Annotated in this window: 12 protein-coding genes; 10 read left to right on the top strand and 2 right to left on the bottom strand. The window is 39.3% G+C overall.

The features are described from left to right. The first annotated feature begins 117 nt into the window (after positions 1-117). From H7U19_RS00410 to H7U19_RS00385, 6 genes are all read left to right on the top strand, one after another. Entirely contained in the window at positions 118-954 is an 837-nt protein-coding gene (locus H7U19_RS00410) for a hypothetical protein (protein ID WP_186557865.1), read from the top strand. A 48-nt stretch (positions 955-1,002) separates the two neighbouring features. Continuing rightward, positions 1,003-2,928, top strand: a complete 1,926-nt coding sequence (locus H7U19_RS00405) for a tetratricopeptide repeat-containing sensor histidine kinase (protein WP_186557864.1) — start codon at positions 1,003-1,005, stop codon at positions 2,926-2,928. Further along, positions 2,925-3,557 (top strand): response regulator, encoded by a 633-nt coding sequence (locus tag H7U19_RS00400; RefSeq protein ID WP_186557863.1) that lies wholly within the window; start codon positions 2,925-2,927, stop codon positions 3,555-3,557. The genes H7U19_RS00405 and H7U19_RS00400 overlap by 4 nt, the downstream gene beginning before the upstream one ends. 105 nt (positions 3,558-3,662) lie before the next feature. After that, positions 3,663-4,649, top strand: coding sequence for an L-threonylcarbamoyladenylate synthase (locus H7U19_RS00395; protein WP_186557862.1), 987 nt, complete (start codon positions 3,663-3,665; stop codon positions 4,647-4,649). Positions 4,650-4,865: 216 nt separating this feature from the next. After that, positions 4,866-5,729 carry a transporter gene (locus tag H7U19_RS00390; protein ID WP_186557861.1) on the top strand — a complete coding sequence of 288 codons (864 nt, stop codon included), beginning with the start codon at positions 4,866-4,868 and terminating at the stop codon, positions 5,727-5,729. Positions 5,730-5,740: 11 nt separating this feature from the next. Then, positions 5,741-6,811, top strand: a complete 1,071-nt coding sequence (locus H7U19_RS00385; RefSeq protein WP_186557860.1) for a DUF3179 domain-containing protein — start codon at positions 5,741-5,743, stop codon at positions 6,809-6,811. A 374-nt stretch (positions 6,812-7,185) separates the two neighbouring features. Here the strand turns inward: H7U19_RS00385 and dinB are convergent, their stop codons facing one another. Beyond that, positions 7,186-8,310, bottom strand: coding sequence for a DNA polymerase IV (gene dinB / locus H7U19_RS00380; protein ID WP_186557859.1), 1,125 nt, complete (start codon positions 8,308-8,310; stop codon positions 7,186-7,188). A gap of 52 nt (positions 8,311-8,362) precedes the next feature. Between dinB and H7U19_RS00375 the strand changes: the two genes are divergently transcribed. The 3 genes from H7U19_RS00375 (at position 8,363) to H7U19_RS00365 (ending at position 11,848) form a co-directional block, all read left to right on the top strand. Next, the gene (locus H7U19_RS00375; protein WP_186557858.1) at positions 8,363-8,836 is read left to right on the top strand and encodes a CYTH domain-containing protein; all 474 of its coding nucleotides are present in this window, start codon (positions 8,363-8,365) and stop codon (positions 8,834-8,836) included. Further along, positions 8,833-9,390 (top strand): YciI family protein, encoded by a 558-nt coding sequence (locus H7U19_RS00370; RefSeq protein ID WP_186557857.1) that lies wholly within the window; start codon positions 8,833-8,835, stop codon positions 9,388-9,390. Before H7U19_RS00375 ends, H7U19_RS00370 begins: the two co-directional genes overlap by 4 nt. Positions 9,391-9,529: 139 nt before the next feature. Continuing rightward, the gene (locus tag H7U19_RS00365) at positions 9,530-11,848 is read left to right on the top strand and encodes a T9SS type B sorting domain-containing protein (protein ID WP_186557856.1); all 2,319 of its coding nucleotides are present in this window, start codon (positions 9,530-9,532) and stop codon (positions 11,846-11,848) included. On the opposite strand, the gene pbpC is transcribed toward H7U19_RS00365, so the two are convergent. Further along, positions 11,845-14,196, bottom strand: a complete 2,352-nt coding sequence (pbpC, locus tag H7U19_RS00360; RefSeq protein ID WP_186557855.1) for a penicillin-binding protein 1C — start codon at positions 14,194-14,196, stop codon at positions 11,845-11,847. The two genes, H7U19_RS00365 and pbpC, sit on opposite strands and share 4 nt — an antisense overlap. 284 nt (positions 14,197-14,480) lie before the next feature. Here pbpC and H7U19_RS17020 point away from each other — a divergent pair, with 284 nt between their 5' ends. Beyond that, complete coding sequence (locus tag H7U19_RS17020) at positions 14,481-17,330, top strand: T9SS type B sorting domain-containing protein (RefSeq protein ID WP_186557854.1); 2,850 nt, start codon at positions 14,481-14,483, stop codon at positions 17,328-17,330. The last annotated feature ends 146 nt before the right edge of the window (positions 17,331-17,476 follow it).

The raw sequence follows: 17,476 nt of genomic DNA, 5'->3' as shown, positions 1-17,476 counted from the left end.
CAATTCAATTTAAGATGATATACAAATCTATTTTTGATTTTCCATTGTTCATATACCTAATTGTAGGTATATGAAAGCTGGTTTTACCGTACTAGTTTTATCTCAAAACTTAATATTATGAAGTCATCAATTTTAACCTCAGTATTTATAATCCTATTCGGATTTGCTATAAATGCACAAGTTATCAGTCTAGTTGATATCATTGAAAAAACCTCAAAGGAAGGGTTTAGGGCTTCCGTAAAAGCCGACCAATACGGGGGCAGTATTTCATTTAACCGTAGCTATAGGACGAACTGTGTAGGAACATATAACGTAACCTGGCGATTTGATAAGGATATTTCAACGCTTCAAAATGGCGAAAGCTTCAATATTACCTTATCCTGTAAAAATTGTAAAACTCCTTGTGGTTACAAATGGAAAATTGCCAATGTATTTACATCAAATAACGTTACAAGCATAGCGCAATACCCTAATTACACCTATAACGGCAATATATCGCAAGTAAGTACTACTGCCGGTTCCTCTGGTGTGCACGATTGGTATCCGGGGCATACCACACATACCTATACGTTTAAGTACGCAAAGAAAAAAAACGCCGCACTAACAGCATTTAGGTTTGATTTCGCAGGACATCAAGTTACTTACGTTTTCCAAGAAGGCCCGAGAGCCTCTGGAAAAGTGAATTGCCATACCTTGCTCGGTCTGGGCAAATTAGTTTACGGATTAGAAATTGGCGCATACGAAGGCTATGGCTGGGACTGGATGGATAAAACAATCGATTATGCTCTTAACCATATAAAAGCATCCAACTGTTTAAGCGACAGCTACCTTAAAGACCTGAAACGACGCATGTACAGAGCACCTGACACCAAAGTGTTTTTGGCGGAAATTAGGTCATATTCCCAAAAATTGGATACCGAAGCAACGGGCTGTAATTGTTGTGCTAGCAATTAAAACCTTTAATTTCGAAAAATGGTTATCTTAGAAGGGAATTGCTTTACTATGAAATCGTTTATTAATTGCTTTATCCTTCTTTCAACATTTTTCTTGACGGCCCAAGAAGCATCAATAAGCGACCTTAAAGAAACATTAAAACATACTGCTAATGATTTTGAAAAGGCCAAAATCAACTTAAAATTGGCGCATTCACACGAACGTGTAGATTTAAACAAGGGCATGGTTTTCGCCCATAAAGCATTTCATTATAAAGCCAATGATTCACTATTGGCCGAAACTACAAATCAGCTTGGGCGATTTCATTTTTTCACTGGCAGTTTAGATTCTGCCTACTTTTATTTCAATACTTCAAAAAACATTCTTCATAAATTAAAGGATGACAAACGTGCTGCCATTATCAATATTAGTATTGGTGCTATTCAACTGAAACAAGGCGACTACAACAAAACGATTGCCACACTAACAGAAAGTGCCAGTTTTTTTGAAAAAACAAACGACAAATTAAACGCCGCAAAGTGCTACAGCAACATCGCCAGTGCTTTTGCCGAACTGGAGCTCTATCCAAAAGCCATTGAGTACAGCGAAAAAGCACTTGGTATTTTTGAAAGCTTAAACCAGACCCGTTTTAGGCTGATAACGTTGCCAAATTTGGCCACCCAACATTACAAAAACGGCGACACCGTAAAAGCCATAGCCTACAACACCGATGCTGAAAAATTGGCTACCGAACTTGGTGACAAACGTTCGCTATCCATCATTTACAACAATTTGGGGGAACTGTTTCTTGACAGTAATCCTGAAAAAGCCAGGACATACTTAGAAAAAACTGTGCAATTAAAGGACGAGTTAAATTTGAAATCTGGAATAGAAGTAGCACAAAACAATTTAGGGTACACCTATCTAAAAAACAAAGATTATGCTACCGCCATCAATTATTTTAAAAAAGCCGAAAAGACCCTTAAAGGAAAACAACTCGTTTCGGTGTATAATAATTTAAGTGAAGCCTATTCTAAAATAGGGCGAATGGAAAATGCCTTTGAGTATGCGAAAAAATCCAATACGCTAAACGATAGCATTCTTAATGTTGAAAACCAAAAGAGCTTCCTGGAAATACAAACCAAGTACGAAACCGAAAAAAAAGAAAATGAAATTTTAAAACTTGAAACAGAAAATCTTGAAGTAGATTATAAACGCAAACAGAATTTTTATCTATTCATTGGGGCGTTATTAGCATTGTCCTTAGCTATTGTTTCCCTTTACTTCTTGCAGAAAAACGCAAAGCGAAAACGCATCATTATGCAACAAAACCTGAAGATAAAAGAGCAGGATTTTGACCAGTTGCTACAAGAAAAAGAACTGGAGGGTATTGACAACATTTTGGAAGCCCAGGAAAAAGAACGCTCTAAAATGGCCGCGGAACTGCATGATAATTTAGGTAGCAAAGTAGCTACCCTAAAGTTATTTTTGGAGAGCTATGATGAAAAAGAAGACTTTTCAAATCATTACAAAAAATTAAAAACCTTGATTGGGGATACCTATAACGAGATTAGAAATATTTCAAAAAACAAAAACTTCGGGGCGCAAATCAGCAGTGGCTTAATCCCTTCAACTAAGGCTATTGCAGACCAAATTTCAGAAACCAAAAAAATAAAAATAGATGTCATCAATATTGATGTTAAAAAACGCATTGAAAACAACATTGAAATTCAAATCTTTAGGATTATACAAGAATTGATTACCAACATTATAAAACATTCAGAAGCCACCGAAGCCACCATCCAGTTTTCAGAAGATGATGATATGCTCAACATTATTGTAGAAGATAACGGGAAAGGTTTTGACCTTAACCGCCAAAAATCAGGGATAGGTTTAATCAATATTGAAAAACGCGTTGAAAAAATGCAGGGCGATGTTGTGATTGACACAGCCAAAGGCAATGGTACAACTGTAATTTTAAACATTCCATTATGACCATAAATGTGATTATAGCCGACGACCACCAACTTTTTATAGATGGAATAAAATCCATTCTGCAAAAAGTGATGAACGTTGAAGTTATCGGGGAGGCCAATAATGGGTTGGAAGTTTTAAAATTGCTTGAAAACGGATTAAAACCCGATATCATCATCACGGATATCCGTATGCCCATTTTGGACGGTGTTGGGCTAACGAGACGACTTACTTCAGAGTACCCAAACATCAAAGTTTTGGCATTGAGCATGTTTGACCAAACTGTGGACGTTACCGAAATGCTGGATGTTGGTTCCAAAGGTTACGTTACGAAAAATGTGGATAAAGATGAACTAGAATTGGCCATCAACACCCTCGTAAAAGGTGAATACTACTTTAGCAAAAACCTTCCCGAAAGTATCCAAGATTGGTTTAACGAGGAAAAAACAGCACTACAATCAGAACTCACCAAACGGGAAACCGAAATTTTGCAACTCATCGTAAAAGGAAGAACCTCTATACAAATGGCAAAACAACTGAAATTAAGCAAATTCACTGTAGATACCCACCGCAAGAACATCCATAAAAAGTTGGGCATTAAAAGCAATACAGGGTTAGTGAATTATGCTATTAAATATTTTAAGCCATAGTGTTTACCAAAACTACAGTTGCCTGTTCTAGTCGTTAACTTTAGAGGCTGCAACAGTTTAAAATTCCTCAAAACACCGTACTTTTGCACCGCTTAATTGGATTGAATGGGCATTATTTCAAAGGACATCTCAAAAGCTGTTGCGCTTCTTAACGAAGACCTTGTGGTAGCCATTCCTACAGAAACGGTATATGGTTTGGCTGGCAACATTTATAGCGAAAAGGCAGTAAAGGCCATTTTTGAGACCAAAAAACGCCCTTTTTACAACCCTCTTATTGTACATATTCCCTCGACTGAAAATTTAGAAAGCATTGTCAGCCATGTTCCTGAAAAAGCAAGGCAATTGGCCAATGCGTTTTGGCCAGGACCATTGACGTTGGTACTTCCAAAACAAGAGCACATCCCCGATTTGATTACCGCAGGAAAGGATACCGTTGCGGTACGCGTGCCCAATCATCCTACAACCCTACAACTTTTAAGTCAACTCCCTTTCCCATTGGCCGCACCTAGTGCCAACCCGTTTAGTAGCATTAGCCCAACTACGGCGCAACACGTGGAAAGTTATTTTCAGCATAAAATCAAAATGGTGTTAGACGGCGGGCCATGTAAAAATGGTATTGAATCCACTATTATTGGTTTTGAGAACGACGCACCGATTATCTATCGATTAGGCTCTATTGCTTTGGAGGACATCGAAGCTGTGGTTGGCAACATACCTATTAAAAACAAATCAGAAACACCTGAAGGAAATAAAACCAAGAGCCATCCTGAAGCCCCGGGCATGTTGGATAAGCATTATGCACCCGCAACAATGACAATACTCTCCAACAACATTTCAGAAGATCTAAAAAAGTACTATGGTAAGCGAATCGGCGTCATAACTTTTCAAAATTCAATTGAAAACTCCCGCATTCTGCATCAAATCCTACTTTCGAAAACCGGAAATATGGCCGAGGCCACTTCTAAACTTTACGATGCTTTGCATCAGTTGGACAGCTTAAATCTCGATATTATTATAGCTGAAATTTTTCCGGATTATGGTTTGGGAAAATCGATAAACGATCGCTTGAAGCGGGCGGCACATGATTCTTAGTATATTCTTGAACCGACACTTGTCAATTTTTCCCTTTTTCTCTTGAAACTGTTAAAATTGGTAAGAAAGCAGACGGTTCAACGACCGTTTTAGTGTAGTTGTTGAAGAGATATGGTTTTAAAACATTCAATCATTATCGTACTGCTGGTTTGCGGGCTTAAATTACATGCTCAAACCTGTTGCTCGGGTGGGATTCCCCTATCGAACAACATTGGCATGTCTGTAGAAGAAAAGGGCACTTTTCAAATGAGTCTTAATTACGATTACAACCACCTGAATACATTGAATAACGGTACTGAAAGTCTTGATGACAACTCGCGGTTGCGTATCACGCATTCTATTTTACTGAACATGAGCTACGCCATTACCAATCACTTATCGGTAGAAGGCCTGTTCACTTGGGTAAACCAACGTCGCAACATTTCCCAATTTGGAAATGAAACTTTGGACCAAACTTCTGGGATTGGGGATGGGCTGCTTTTGGTGAAGTACAATTTTAAAAATACCTTGGGTAAAAACAGTAATACTGAATTTGGCCTTGGTGCCAAAATCCCGTTGGGCTCGTCCACAGAAACCAATGCACAGGGTATCGTTTTGAATGCCGATTTACAACCGGGAAGCAATGCTTGGGATATCGTTTATTTTCTTTCGGCTTTAAAGCAGACCAATTTTAGGCCTTCGCTATCAATTTCCGGAAGGATAATTTACCGAAGTACGGGAACGAATGAAAGCTATTTAGGAAATTCTTCGTATAAATTCGGTAATGAAATTCAAGCGTTTTTGGTGTTTTCAGACCAATTCAACGTTTTAAACACTTTGGCAAACCCTAGTATTTCATTTAAATATAGGGATGCCGCCTTAGATGAAATTGACGGATTTGATTTGGATAATACGGGCGGAAATTGGCTATTTATCATACCAGATATTTCCATTAACATTACTCCAAACCTCATATTTTCTACCCGTGCAGAACTGCCACTTTACAGCAATGTTGATGGCACGCAGTTAACCCCTACATACAGGCTTACCACAGGATTTTTAATTAAACTAAAACCGAAACCGAAATTGTTAAACCTATAAAATATTGAACTATGAAAAGAAATGTAATATTGGTATCGCTTTTATTGGTATTTGCATCCTGCAGTACTCCCAGTGATAGCACACCAAACGGACAGGCGACTATTACGCCCCCTCCTGCTTCATCAGATTGGACCATTCCCGTAAATTTGGTAAGGGATGGTGGTCCAGGCAAGGATGGCATTCCTTCCATTGATAACCCTCAATTTATTCCTGCTTCGCAGGCTAGTTTTTTAAACAATGATGATTTGGTAGTCGGTATTGTTAAAGATAATGAAGTAAAGGCTTATCCGCATATAATCTTAGATTGGCATGAGGTAGTGAATGATGAGATCAATGGGGCTTTCTTCACTTTAAATTATTGCCCGCTAACAGGAACGGCATTCGCTTGGGAAAGTAAAACGGCCAATACCCGAACCACTTTTGGAGTGTCTGGTCTGTTATACAATGCCAACTTGATTATGTACGATAGAAATACAGACAGCTATTGGTCCCAACTCCGTTTGGAATGTGTCAACGGTGAATTGATCAATGATGTACCGAAACTATATAGTGTGGTAGAAACCGACTGGCTCACATGGAAAACCCTCTATCCCAACACCCAAGTGCTGAGTACATCTACTGGGTTTTCAAGAAATTATGGGGTGTCACCGTACGGCGATTACGCTACCAACAACAACCGCTTTATTTTTAGGCCAGAGATTACCAACCCGGCCCTGCCCAACAAGGAGCGGGTATATGCTATTATTGATGGAGTGACTTCAAAAGTCTATCAACTTTCAGATTTCGAAGGTGGCAAAGCAATAAAAGACAGCTTTAATGTAGGGGACTATTTGATTGTTGGTAACCAAAACCTGATATACGGATTTGAGCTGATCGGCGACTATTTTGACCTAAATTTTGAATACAACTTTAATGGTTCGGAGGGATTCTTTAAGGATAACGAAGGCAACACCTGGTCTATTTTCGGAACCGCCATTTCTGGCCCAAGGACCGGGGAAACCCTAACCCCTGTAACCTCCGTAATGAGCTATTGGTTTGCTATTGCGGCCTTTTATCCTAATCCAGAGATTTATTCCGAATGAATAGCATCTACTATCAACTAAGAAATAATCCTCAAATTAATTAAAAGTATTGGATAGTTGATCTCTCATTTGTTCGATAAAAGGAAAGAGCCTGCGCTTTCCCCAATTATATACAGAACGTTCTATTTTGAACGATTACGGTCTGGGCAGAACCCTAAAAGTTGGTATTCACTATCAATACCCATATATTCTGTTATTAAGTTTATTCCCTTCAATTCTTTTCCCCTAAACTTGGTAGTCGTATCTAATTTAAAAAAATTAGATTTTGAATCCATTTCATGTTATACTTTTCAAAAAAAATAACAGGCCAAGTTGGTTAATACTTGAGGTAATAATCTTTGAAAACCCAGTGTTTCAACTTTATAAGGATTACTCTAAAACTCAAATCGCAACTGCGCACTGATACTTTGCTTTTCCTCAGATTTATTTAGGCCATTTTTGGGCTCGGCTTCCTTTTTTTCAGTATTCAAATTAGAAAGCGAGATACCAAGTAAACGTACTGAATTATTCAATTTCTCTTGGTACAACAAATCCTTTGTAGTTTCTAAAATCACACTTTTGTCACTGATATAGTAGGGCAGGGTTTTGCTTCGGGTCTGCAGCGTAAAATCACTGTATTTTATTTTTAGGGTGATGGTTTTTCCTGCTACCTTACTTTTAGTTAATCTCCGGGCGACTTCTTCGGCAATATGCTCCAGCTTTTCCAGCATAAAAATTTCGGAAGATAGGTTTTCGCTAAAGGTGCGTTCAGCGGCCAAGCTTTTACGGGTGCGATGAGGTTTTACTTCACTGGTATGAATGCCCCGAACGATGAAGTAATAATATTTCCCAGATTTCCCGAAATGCTCTTCTAAATAATCCAAGGATTTTTGTTTTAAATCTAATCCTGTAAAAATGCCTTTTTGATACATTTTTTCTGCAGTTACTTTGCCAACGCCATAAAACTTTCGAATGTCCAATTGCTCCAAAAATTCCAATACTTCTTCTGGGTTTACAGTTTTTTGTCCGTTAGGTTTATTGTAATCGCTGGCTATTTTCGCAATAAATTTATTGATGGAAATTCCGGCGGAAGCTGTTAATCCCACCTCGTTAAAAATCCTCTCTCTGATTTCTGTGGCAATCAGGGTAGCACTGGGATTGCCCTTTTTATTTTCGGTAACATCCAAGTAGGCTTCGTCCAAAGACAGGGGTTCCACTAAATCTGTATAATCGAAAAAAATGTGCCGGATCTGTTTTGAAATTTCGGTATAGCGATCAAAATTGGCCCTTACAAAAATGAGTTCTGGGCAAAGTTTTGAGGCAAGCGTACCTGCCATAGCACTTTTTACACCAAACTTCCGGGCCTCGTAACTTGCAGCACTTACCACCCCACGTTTGCCACCTCCGCCCACGGCAATAGGTTTCCCCTTTAATTCGGGATTATCCATTTGCTCTACCGAAGCGTAAAACGCATCCATATCCACATGAATAATTTTTCGTATTGGTAAATCCGATGACATCCCGTAAATTTAGGCATTAAATGCCTTTTATTTAAACTCACTTTTCACATAGATGATAGAAATAGAACGGAAATTCTTAGTGAATTCAACAGCTTTTAAAGCTGAAGCCATATTAAAAACGCGATTGGTACAAGGGTTTTTGAATACCCATGCCGCACGAACAGTAAGAATTAGAATAAAGGGTGAAAATGGGTTTTTAACCGTAAAGGGGAAATCCACGGATGATGGTTTAAGCCGTTTTGAATGGGAAACCGAAATTTCAAAATCCGATGCCGAGAATTTGCTTAAATTGTGTGAGCCAACCATTATTGAAAAAATACGTTATGAAGTTGAACTTGGAACGCACACATATGAGATAGATGAATTTTTAGGTGACAATGAAGGTCTGATAGTGGCCGAGATAGAATTAGATTCTGAGAACGAAACTTTTGAAAAGCCCGAATGGCTTGGTACCGAAGTTACTGGGCAAATAAAATATTACAATTCGCAATTAAGCAAAGAACCTTTTAATACCTGGAAAACATGAAACCATCTATTGTACTTTATTTAGGACTTGTATTAGCAATATTAGGTTGCAAACAGGACAAAACTACACCAGATTCGGAGCTACAGAAGCCCGTGACAGAAAAGCCTGTTAAAGTTCATGATCACGCTGAGAATCATAGTAAAGAGGTTGTGGATGTACCTACCAAAAGCGCCAAGGCTTTGAAAGCCGAATTAACGGCGAAAGGTTTTAAAATTTTTGATTATGTGGATGAGGCCACCCAGGACACTATTTTGATGCAACAGTATTTTATCGCCTTTTTGAAAACCGGACCTATTCGTGGACAAAATGAAGAAGAAACGGCCGAATTACAGAACCAGCATTTGGCACATTTAACTAAAATGTATGAAATGGGCTATGCCGATATTTCTGGGCCATTTGGGGATGATGGTGACATACGAGGCATTACCATTTACAACGTACCAACACTTAAAATGGCGGATAGTTTGGCCAAATCCGACCCGATGGTAAAGGCTGGCCGATTGAAAATTGAAGTGCATCCGTGGTGGGCCGCCAAAGGATTTTCCTTGCGGTAATCATTTTTCTTAGAAACCAACTTTGACAGAAACATTCTGTTTTTCAGCCTTTGTATGGTTTTTGTATAGTTTTATAGCATAAGGATTACCTATCAATTGAATAACTTTTGCGTAATATAGCTTTGCGCAATATTTTTTGATGTTCTACAATACTAACGCAAAAGGCAATACTTGTCCTGCACTATTATTTGGGATAATTGCAGTTCTAGCATTTTCTCAAAATGCAATAGCCCAACTGGGCTTTTGTACTGGTAATTCTGGAGATCCGATTTTTACTGAAGACTTTGGCACGGGTACGATTAACAATTCTCTTCCGACCGGGACGACTACCTATCCATTTGCATCGGGATACCCTGTAGACGGGTTTTATACCGTAACCAACAATACATTTGGAAACTCATTCAATTGGCATGGTATTACAGATCATACGCCAAATGATGTGGATGGGAAATTTCTTGTGGTTAACGCAGCAGCTACTGCGGGAGAGTTCTACAGAACAACAGTAACAGGGTTGTGCGAGACAACAACCTATGAATTTTCGGCTTGGGTACTAAATTTGGTAATAGCCAATACCTTTTGCTCAACCCAGCCAGGCGGGACAATTCCGATAAATGTAAGATTTGAGATTTGGGATGGCACTGATACCAATTTATTGGCAAGCGGTAATACCGGAAATATTGTGGAAACGGCCACACCAATTTGGCGTGAATATGGACTAGTCTTTCAAACATTGTCCGCACAAAACACAGTAATTCTCAAGATGATAAACAATGGGCAAGGAGGGTGTGGCAACGATTTGGCCATTGACGATATTGAGTTTAAATCCTGTGGAGACACTGTGACGGTAACGGATACTTCAAATAGGAGTGCTCAGAATCTGTGCAGTACACAAGCTCCCTTTGCAACAACTTTAAATGCTTTGCCCGATTTTGCGGTCTACAGCTCACATTTTTATCAGTGGCAATCGAGTACGGATGATGGCGCTACATGGAATGATCTGCCAGGAGAAAACAATCAAACTCTTAGTATTTCTGTTTCTAGCACGGCATACTACAGGGCAAAAATAGCGGAAGTTGCAGTCAATTTATCCAATGCATTATGCGTTTCCTTTTCAAACGAATATCGGGTTACAGTAAACCAATTACCTTCAATACCCCTTTTGAATTGTTGGGAAATGGCCACTATTAATGAAACTACCTGTTCGTGGGACGTTACTGGAACCCAGCCGGTAATGCCATCGTTGGAATGTTGGGAAACAGCTACTTTTAATACCACCACCTGTAGCTGGGAAGTATCGGGAACCAGGCCAATACAACCTATGTTGGAGTGTTGGGAAACTTCTACTTTTGATGCTGCAAGTTGTGCATGGGTAGTATCGGGTACGCAACCAGTACAACCTACACTTGAATGTTGGGAAACCGCCACATTTAATACCACAAATTGTGCTTGGGATGTTACTGGTAGCCAGCCATTACAACCCACTTTGGAATGCTGGGAAACTGCAATGTTTAATAACACTATCTGTACTTGGGAAGTATCGGGTACCGAGCCAGAACAGCCCGTGCTGGAATGTTGGGAAACTGCAATGTTTAATGTTGCAACATGCTCTTGGGACGTTTTTGGAACGCAACCATCCCAACCAGTTATAGAATGTTGGGAGACCGCCACTTTCAATGACACCTCTTGTTCATGGAATGTTTCTGGAAATCAGCCTACTATGCCAACTCTAGAATGTTGGGAGACCGCTTCCTTTAATGCGTCTTCTTGTGCCTGGGAAATTTCAGGAACACAACCCGGAACCACCGTTGAAGAGGATTTTGAGCTGTGTGAAGGAGATGAATTGACTCTACAGCCTCAAACCAGTATTTCAAACCCTACATACCTATGGAGTACGGGAGAAACAATCAGTAATATTGACGTGGAAGCCTCAGGTAGATATGAAGTTCAAATTACAGGTGGGTCGTGTACTTTTGAGACCCAGATTTTTAATGTTGAAGTTTTAGAAAAACCGGTAATCGAAAGTATTATGTCAGATGGCAACGAAATTATTGTCAACACTTCTCATACGGGAGATTTTATGTATTCATTAGATGGCATTTCTTTTCAGTCAAATAATACCTTTTTTAATGTTGACGGAGGATTGTATACAGTGGTAGTGAAACATAGCAACTGTGATGACGAAAGCGTTCTGCAACATCGGCATTTTTACATTCCTAAATTTTTTACGCCAAACAATGATGGTTTCAACGATACTTTCGATTTATCCGGACTTCAATATTTCAGCACCTCTGAGGTTTCAATTTATGATAGGTATGGGAAGTTACTCAAATTTTCAAGAAATAGTCCCTTTAGTTGGAATGGCACTTTAAATGGAGAGGATTTGCCAAGTAGTGATTATTGGTATGTTATTACGATAGAGAATCAAATATTTACTGGGCACTTTACCTTGAAACGTTAGAGTGTTATTTCAAAGTTTCGTTTGGCTTCATTCCCAAATTCATCTACTACGGTAATGGTATGTTTACCAGAATCTGGTTTAATGCCCAATTCATGAATGTCTTTTGTGGTGCCGATGAACGTTTCATCTATATACCAAAACAATGTGCTTTCGGGTTTTGAATGCGCTACTTTTAGAATAAGGTCGTTGGTTTCGCCATCAAAATCCTTAGGCAGAAAAATGCTGTTATTAGCATTTGGATAGATAAAATCAATAGAAGCTACCTGTGCTGCAGAGCAATCGTCTCTGAATTTAGGTAAAGGTTTGTAGAATGGGTTTTTGGTTTTATAATAATGGGCCATTAGAGGAGGTAATACAAACCAAGATTTATGCTTAATTTCAGAAATATCTTCACAAGAGGTGTTTACCTGATGTGTTTCATTTTTATCCAAATGTACCAGAACATGGTATGGGCAAGGAGGCGTTTTCAATCCACTAATTTGAATATAATTGTCCGACACCTCATCACAATTCGGAGAAGCCCTATGTCCACTTTGCTGACAAATTGAAACTATTTGCATTTCATCATAAGGCATAGCAAACCAATCGCTGTTGGGCAGTACGTCAAATACATCAAAAAGGATTGGAGCTGCAGTTTGTACGCCCACCAAACCGGGCCGCCCTTCACCGTCAGCATTGCCCACCCAAACGCCTACCACGTAATCTTTGGTGGTGCCGATGGCCCAGGCATCCCGAAACCCAAAACTAGTGCCAGTTTTCCATGCAATCTGTTTTGAGCCATCAAAAAACTCCCAGCTTTCATTACTTTCAGGACGGTTGACCTCCTTCATACTTTCGAATGTCAAATAAATAGAACCTGCATCAAAAAGGGTTTTCTCGCCTTTCTTTTTACCAAAATCTATAGTTTCAGAATTTAAATATGTAGGCTCACAAAACTCATTTGAATAATACTCGCTGGAGGTTTCGGTAAAATGATTCAAGGTGGAGGAAAGTGCGGCATAACTTTTACACAAATCCCAAAGGTTGCTTTCCGCTCCCCCCAAAATCAAAGAGAGGCCGTAATGATTAGCGTTGAATTTCAAATCTTTCAGTTTTAAATCTTCTAAATAATGATGAAACCTATCTAGGCCAAAATTTTGTAACATACGGACTGCCGGCACATTTAGAGACCTAGACAATGCTTTACCGGCAGAAACAGCTCCATTATAGCTTTTGTCAAAGTTTTCTGGATTATAGTTTCCGAATTGAGTAGGAACATCTGGTATTAGTGTATGGGGAAGTAAGTCGCCTGTATCAAGCATAGCCGCATACAAAAAGGGTTTCAATATACTACCTGTACTTCTTGGTTTGTCTATAATATCCACATGGTTTTGGTGCGCCCTATCCGTTGGTGTATTGCCCACATAAGCCAGAACTTTTCTGGTTTGAACATCAAGAACAAGTACGGAGGCATTATAAATTTCATTTTGACTTAAATGCCTGTAATGCGTTTTAACAATATGGTTGATTTGATTTTGAAGTTGTATATCTACAGAAGTTCGGATGTTTTTTCCGTGGTGCGATTTTGCTATGTTTTGAAGCAAGTGGGGCGCAATTTGAGGTAAAGGATATGGTTTTTCAGGTAATTCCTCGGCAATGGATAATTGGTAGGTGAGCGAATCTATAATTTTATTGTTCAATAACTTTTTCAAAAGGCGGTCTCGCTTTTTTTGTAATCGTTCGCGATTTTTACCGGGATATATCAAACCTGGTGCGTTGGGCAAAACAGCCAATGTGGCGCTCTCTGCCCATGATAGCGCATTAGGGTCTCGATTGAAATAGCGCCAAGACGCAGCATCCAAGCCCACAACATTGCCTCCAAAGGGTGCATTGCTGGCATAAAGTGTCAGAATACTGGATTTTCTTTCTCTTAGCTCTAATCGGGTAGCTAAAATAAGTTCCTTCAACTTTTCTAAATAGGTACGCTTTTGGCCTTTTCTCGACAATCGTATTACCTGTTGAGTTAAAGTGCTTCCCCCTCGTTTTATACCATCTGATTTTAGGTTTTCCCTTAATGCTTTAAAAATAGACACTGGATTAAAACCTGGGTGCTCATAGAAATATTCATCTTCAAATTGAATGATACAGGTCTTAAATTTTTCGGGAAGCGAATCATTGTGAGGAAAGCGCCATTGGCCGTCCCTTGCAATTTGTGCCCCCAACAATTCATTTTTGGAACATGAAATTACTGTAGCGGTTGGATCTTCAAATAATTGATTCGGCAAACAGAAATAATATGCAATTAAGAGCAGAGCCAAAATGGCAGATTTGATTTTATGTTTTTTTAAGCGGGCAATTACTGGCTTCATTTAAAATATATACTCCTGATAGGGTTGCTTAGATGTAATTTAGGACAATTTTAAGATTGTCCATATTCAATTGACACATCGCTATATTGACTCTACTCTCCAATATTGCAAAAGTACCTTGTTCAGTCCTGATAGTATTTTCAATTATGAATTTAAAGGGGCAAATTGTCGGTGTATCGAATGTTTTAGCAGTTCCTCCGATTTCATCTTTCAAAACCTTAACTTTTTGTTAATATAGCTATCCCATTAAATTTAAAACTAAAACTGAATATAGGAAAAATTACGTGCTTAGGCGATATACCAATATATTATCCCTCATTCTAATATTTCAATTACCAACCCATTTAAATGCTCAATTGGGGTTTTGCTCAGGAAGTTCTGGCGACCCAATCTATAAGGAGGATTTTGGTACTGGATTTGATAATGCGATTTTGTCATCAGGCACTACTACATATGCTTATGCTAACGGTAGGCCTTTGGATGGATTTTATACGTTATCAAGTTTTACTAGGTATTTTACATGGTTTGACGTCGAGGACCATACACCAAATGATGTTAATGGCCGCTCTATGCTAGTAAATGCTGATAATGAATTGGGGGAGTTTATTAGAGTCCCAGTATCCGGGTTATGCGAAAAAACCACTTACGAGTTTTCGTCATGGATGCTTAACCTGGTGCCTTTAAATGCAAATACCAATTTGGTTCCTATACCTGTTAACGTTACGTTTCAGGTCTGGGATGATACGGAGACGAATCTTTTAGCTTCAGGAAATACAGGTGATATACATTCAACCATTTCTCCTGTTTGGAGAGAGTATGGCCTTATTTTTCAAACGTTTCCAGGGCAAACTTCAATCGTTTTAAAGATCATTAATAATGGAGAAAAAGGTTTTGGTAATGATTTGGCTCTTGATGATATTGAGTTCAAAGCCTGTGGGGATATTACCAGTATTTCAGACGGGGTAAATAACAGAATTTCCGTTTGCAGTACTCAAACACCCTATGCCACTACTATAAGTGCAAATTCTGATGGTTCAGTTTATAGCTCTCATTTTTATCAATGGCAGAAAAGTAATGATGGTTTAAACTGGATCGATATTCCTGGAGCTAACAATCAAGCAGTTACTGTTTCTGGTATTAACTCAAGCACATTTTACAGAACCAAAGTTGCCGAGGTAGAAAGCAATTTGTCCAACGACAAATGTTACACAATTTCGGATGTTTTTGAGGTTGAGATCATTGATGCCCCGCCAAAACCCGTTTTGGAATGTTGGGAGTCAGCTAGTTTTAATGACACAACCTGTTCGTGGGAGATAACGGGAAGTAAGCCTGAGAAACCCGCTATAGATTGTTGGCAGACTGCCACTTTTAATAGTGCCACATGTTTATGGGAGGTAACCGGATCCCAACCACCAAAGCCATCACTGCAATGTTATGAGTCCGCTAGTTTTAACTCCTCAACTTGCTCTTGGGACGTAACGGGTACTCGTCCGACCCAACCAGTAATAGATTGTTGGGAAAGCGCAACTTTCAATACTACTACTTGTGTTTGGGAAGTCACGGGAAGCCAACCCCCTCAGCCAGATTTGGAGTGCTGGGAATCCGCAAATTTTAATACTACTTCCTGTTCTTGGGAGGTCACGGGAAGCCAACCTGACCAGCCTGTTATTGATTGTTGGGAAATAGCCTCTTTTAATAACGCAACTTGTATATGGGAGGTGACTGGAGAACAGCCCGTACAACCAGCAATGGAATGTTGGGAGTCAGCTATTTTTAATAATTCCACGTGCTCATGGGATGTCGTGGGAACTCGCCCTGACCAACCTGTCATTAACTGTTGGGAAACCATTGCGTTTAATGATACTACTTGTATTTGGGAAGTATCGGGAACACAACCTGTGCAGCCGTCACTGGAATGCTGGGAATCTGCGGTTTTTAATGATACTACTTGTTCGTGGGATGTTTCCGGCACTAAGCCACATCAGCCCATTCTCAATTGCTGGCAGGCCACTACTTTTAATGAAACAACCTGTGTTTGGGATGTCCAAGGTGAACAGCCTGATTTACCTGACATGGAATGTTGGGAAACGGCGACCTTCAATCATACCAACTGCTCATGGGATGTTTCTGGTGATAAACCAGAACCACCCATTTTGGAATGTTGGGAAACCACTGAATTTAATAATAATACTTGCGAATGGGATGTTTTAGGAACAAAACCCGACGCACCGGCTTTAGAATGTTGGGAAACGGCGACTTTTGATTCTGATTTATGCGCTTGGCAAGTATCCGGACATCAACCCGATAAGCCAGTGGCACAGGAGTGCTGGGAAGTTATAACCTTTAATAATTTTTCGTGTGCATGGGAGATAGCTGGAACAAAACCCTTACCTCCTACTTTGGAATGTTGGCAAACAACTATTTTTGATGATGCAACGTGTAGTTGGGCCGTTTCAGGAACCAAGACCGAAGTTTTTTTTGAAGAAGATATTATTTTATGCGCCACTGACACCCCAGTTCTATTTGCCAATACAGCAATTCCAAATCCTACTTACTTGTGGAGTACTGGAGCCCAAACTGACGCGATACCAATTGACAAATCAGGCAGTTTTTTCGTCGAGGTGTCTAACAGTAAAGATTGTGTTTTTGAAACCACATTCTTTGATGTCACATTTTTGGAAGAGCCAGAAATTGAAAAGGTATATTCTGATGGCAATGACATTGTAGTCTCAGCTGGAGAAAATAGTAACCATTTGTATTCACTTGATGGTAGAAATTTTCAAACCGATAATGTATTTTATAACGTTGAAGGAGGGCTTTATACCATTCATGTCAAAAATGAATTTTGCGATGGAACCGTTACCACTGAATGGTTGCATTTTTTCGTACCAAAATTCTTCACTCCAAACAATGATGGATATCACGATACTTTCAACCTGCAGGGCATAGAAGAGTTCGGCAGTTTTCAAGTTTCTGTTTTTGATCGGTACGGAAAGTTGTTAAAGAATGTTGCAAACACCCCTTTTGAATGGGATGGCACATTTAAAAACCAACAGCTTCCTACGGGAGATTACTGGTACGTAATTGTGGTTGAAGGAAGAAAAATAACTGGCCATATTACACTGAAAAGATAGTATATTTCTCCTCCTCTTAAACATTTGTAGATTTAGATTCACATCAGAACCATGTCTTCATCGCCAGACATCCGCTTCATTCGTACATATTATTTTTTCATTTGTTATCTATCAGTTTTCAAATGAAAAAATTCATGTACTTTTGC

It is taken from the genome of Hyunsoonleella aquatilis, from assembly GCF_014270105.1.
GTDB lineage: Bacteria > Bacteroidota > Bacteroidia > Flavobacteriales > Flavobacteriaceae > Jejuia > Jejuia aquatilis.
This window is presented reverse-complemented; position numbering and strand designations above follow the sequence as displayed.

What these genes read in the sequence shown, in the direction of transcription:
- H7U19_RS00410 (WP_186557865.1), top strand. Translation starts at nt 118, where the DNA reads ATGAAGTCATCAATTTTAACCTCAGTATTTATAATCCTATTCGGATTT.
- H7U19_RS00405 (WP_186557864.1), top strand. Translation starts at nt 1,003, where the DNA reads ATGAAATCGTTTATTAATTGCTTTATCCTTCTTTCAACATTTTTCTTG.
- H7U19_RS00400 (WP_186557863.1), top strand. Translation starts at nt 2,925, where the DNA reads ATGACCATAAATGTGATTATAGCCGACGACCACCAACTTTTTATAGAT.
- H7U19_RS00395 (WP_186557862.1), top strand. Translation starts at nt 3,663, where the DNA reads ATGGGCATTATTTCAAAGGACATCTCAAAAGCTGTTGCGCTTCTTAAC.
- H7U19_RS00390 (WP_186557861.1), top strand. Translation starts at nt 4,866, where the DNA reads ATGTCTGTAGAAGAAAAGGGCACTTTTCAAATGAGTCTTAATTACGAT.
- H7U19_RS00385 (WP_186557860.1), top strand. Translation starts at nt 5,741, where the DNA reads ATGAAAAGAAATGTAATATTGGTATCGCTTTTATTGGTATTTGCATCC.
- dinB (WP_186557859.1), bottom strand. Translation starts at nt 8,310, where the DNA reads ATGTCATCGGATTTACCAATACGAAAAATTATTCATGTGGATATGGAT.
- H7U19_RS00375 (WP_186557858.1), top strand. Translation starts at nt 8,363, where the DNA reads ATGATAGAAATAGAACGGAAATTCTTAGTGAATTCAACAGCTTTTAAA.
- H7U19_RS00370 (WP_186557857.1), top strand. Translation starts at nt 8,833, where the DNA reads ATGAAACCATCTATTGTACTTTATTTAGGACTTGTATTAGCAATATTA.
- H7U19_RS00365 (WP_186557856.1), top strand. Translation starts at nt 9,530, where the DNA reads ATGTTCTACAATACTAACGCAAAAGGCAATACTTGTCCTGCACTATTA.
- pbpC (WP_186557855.1), bottom strand. Translation starts at nt 14,196, where the DNA reads ATGAAGCCAGTAATTGCCCGCTTAAAAAAACATAAAATCAAATCTGCC.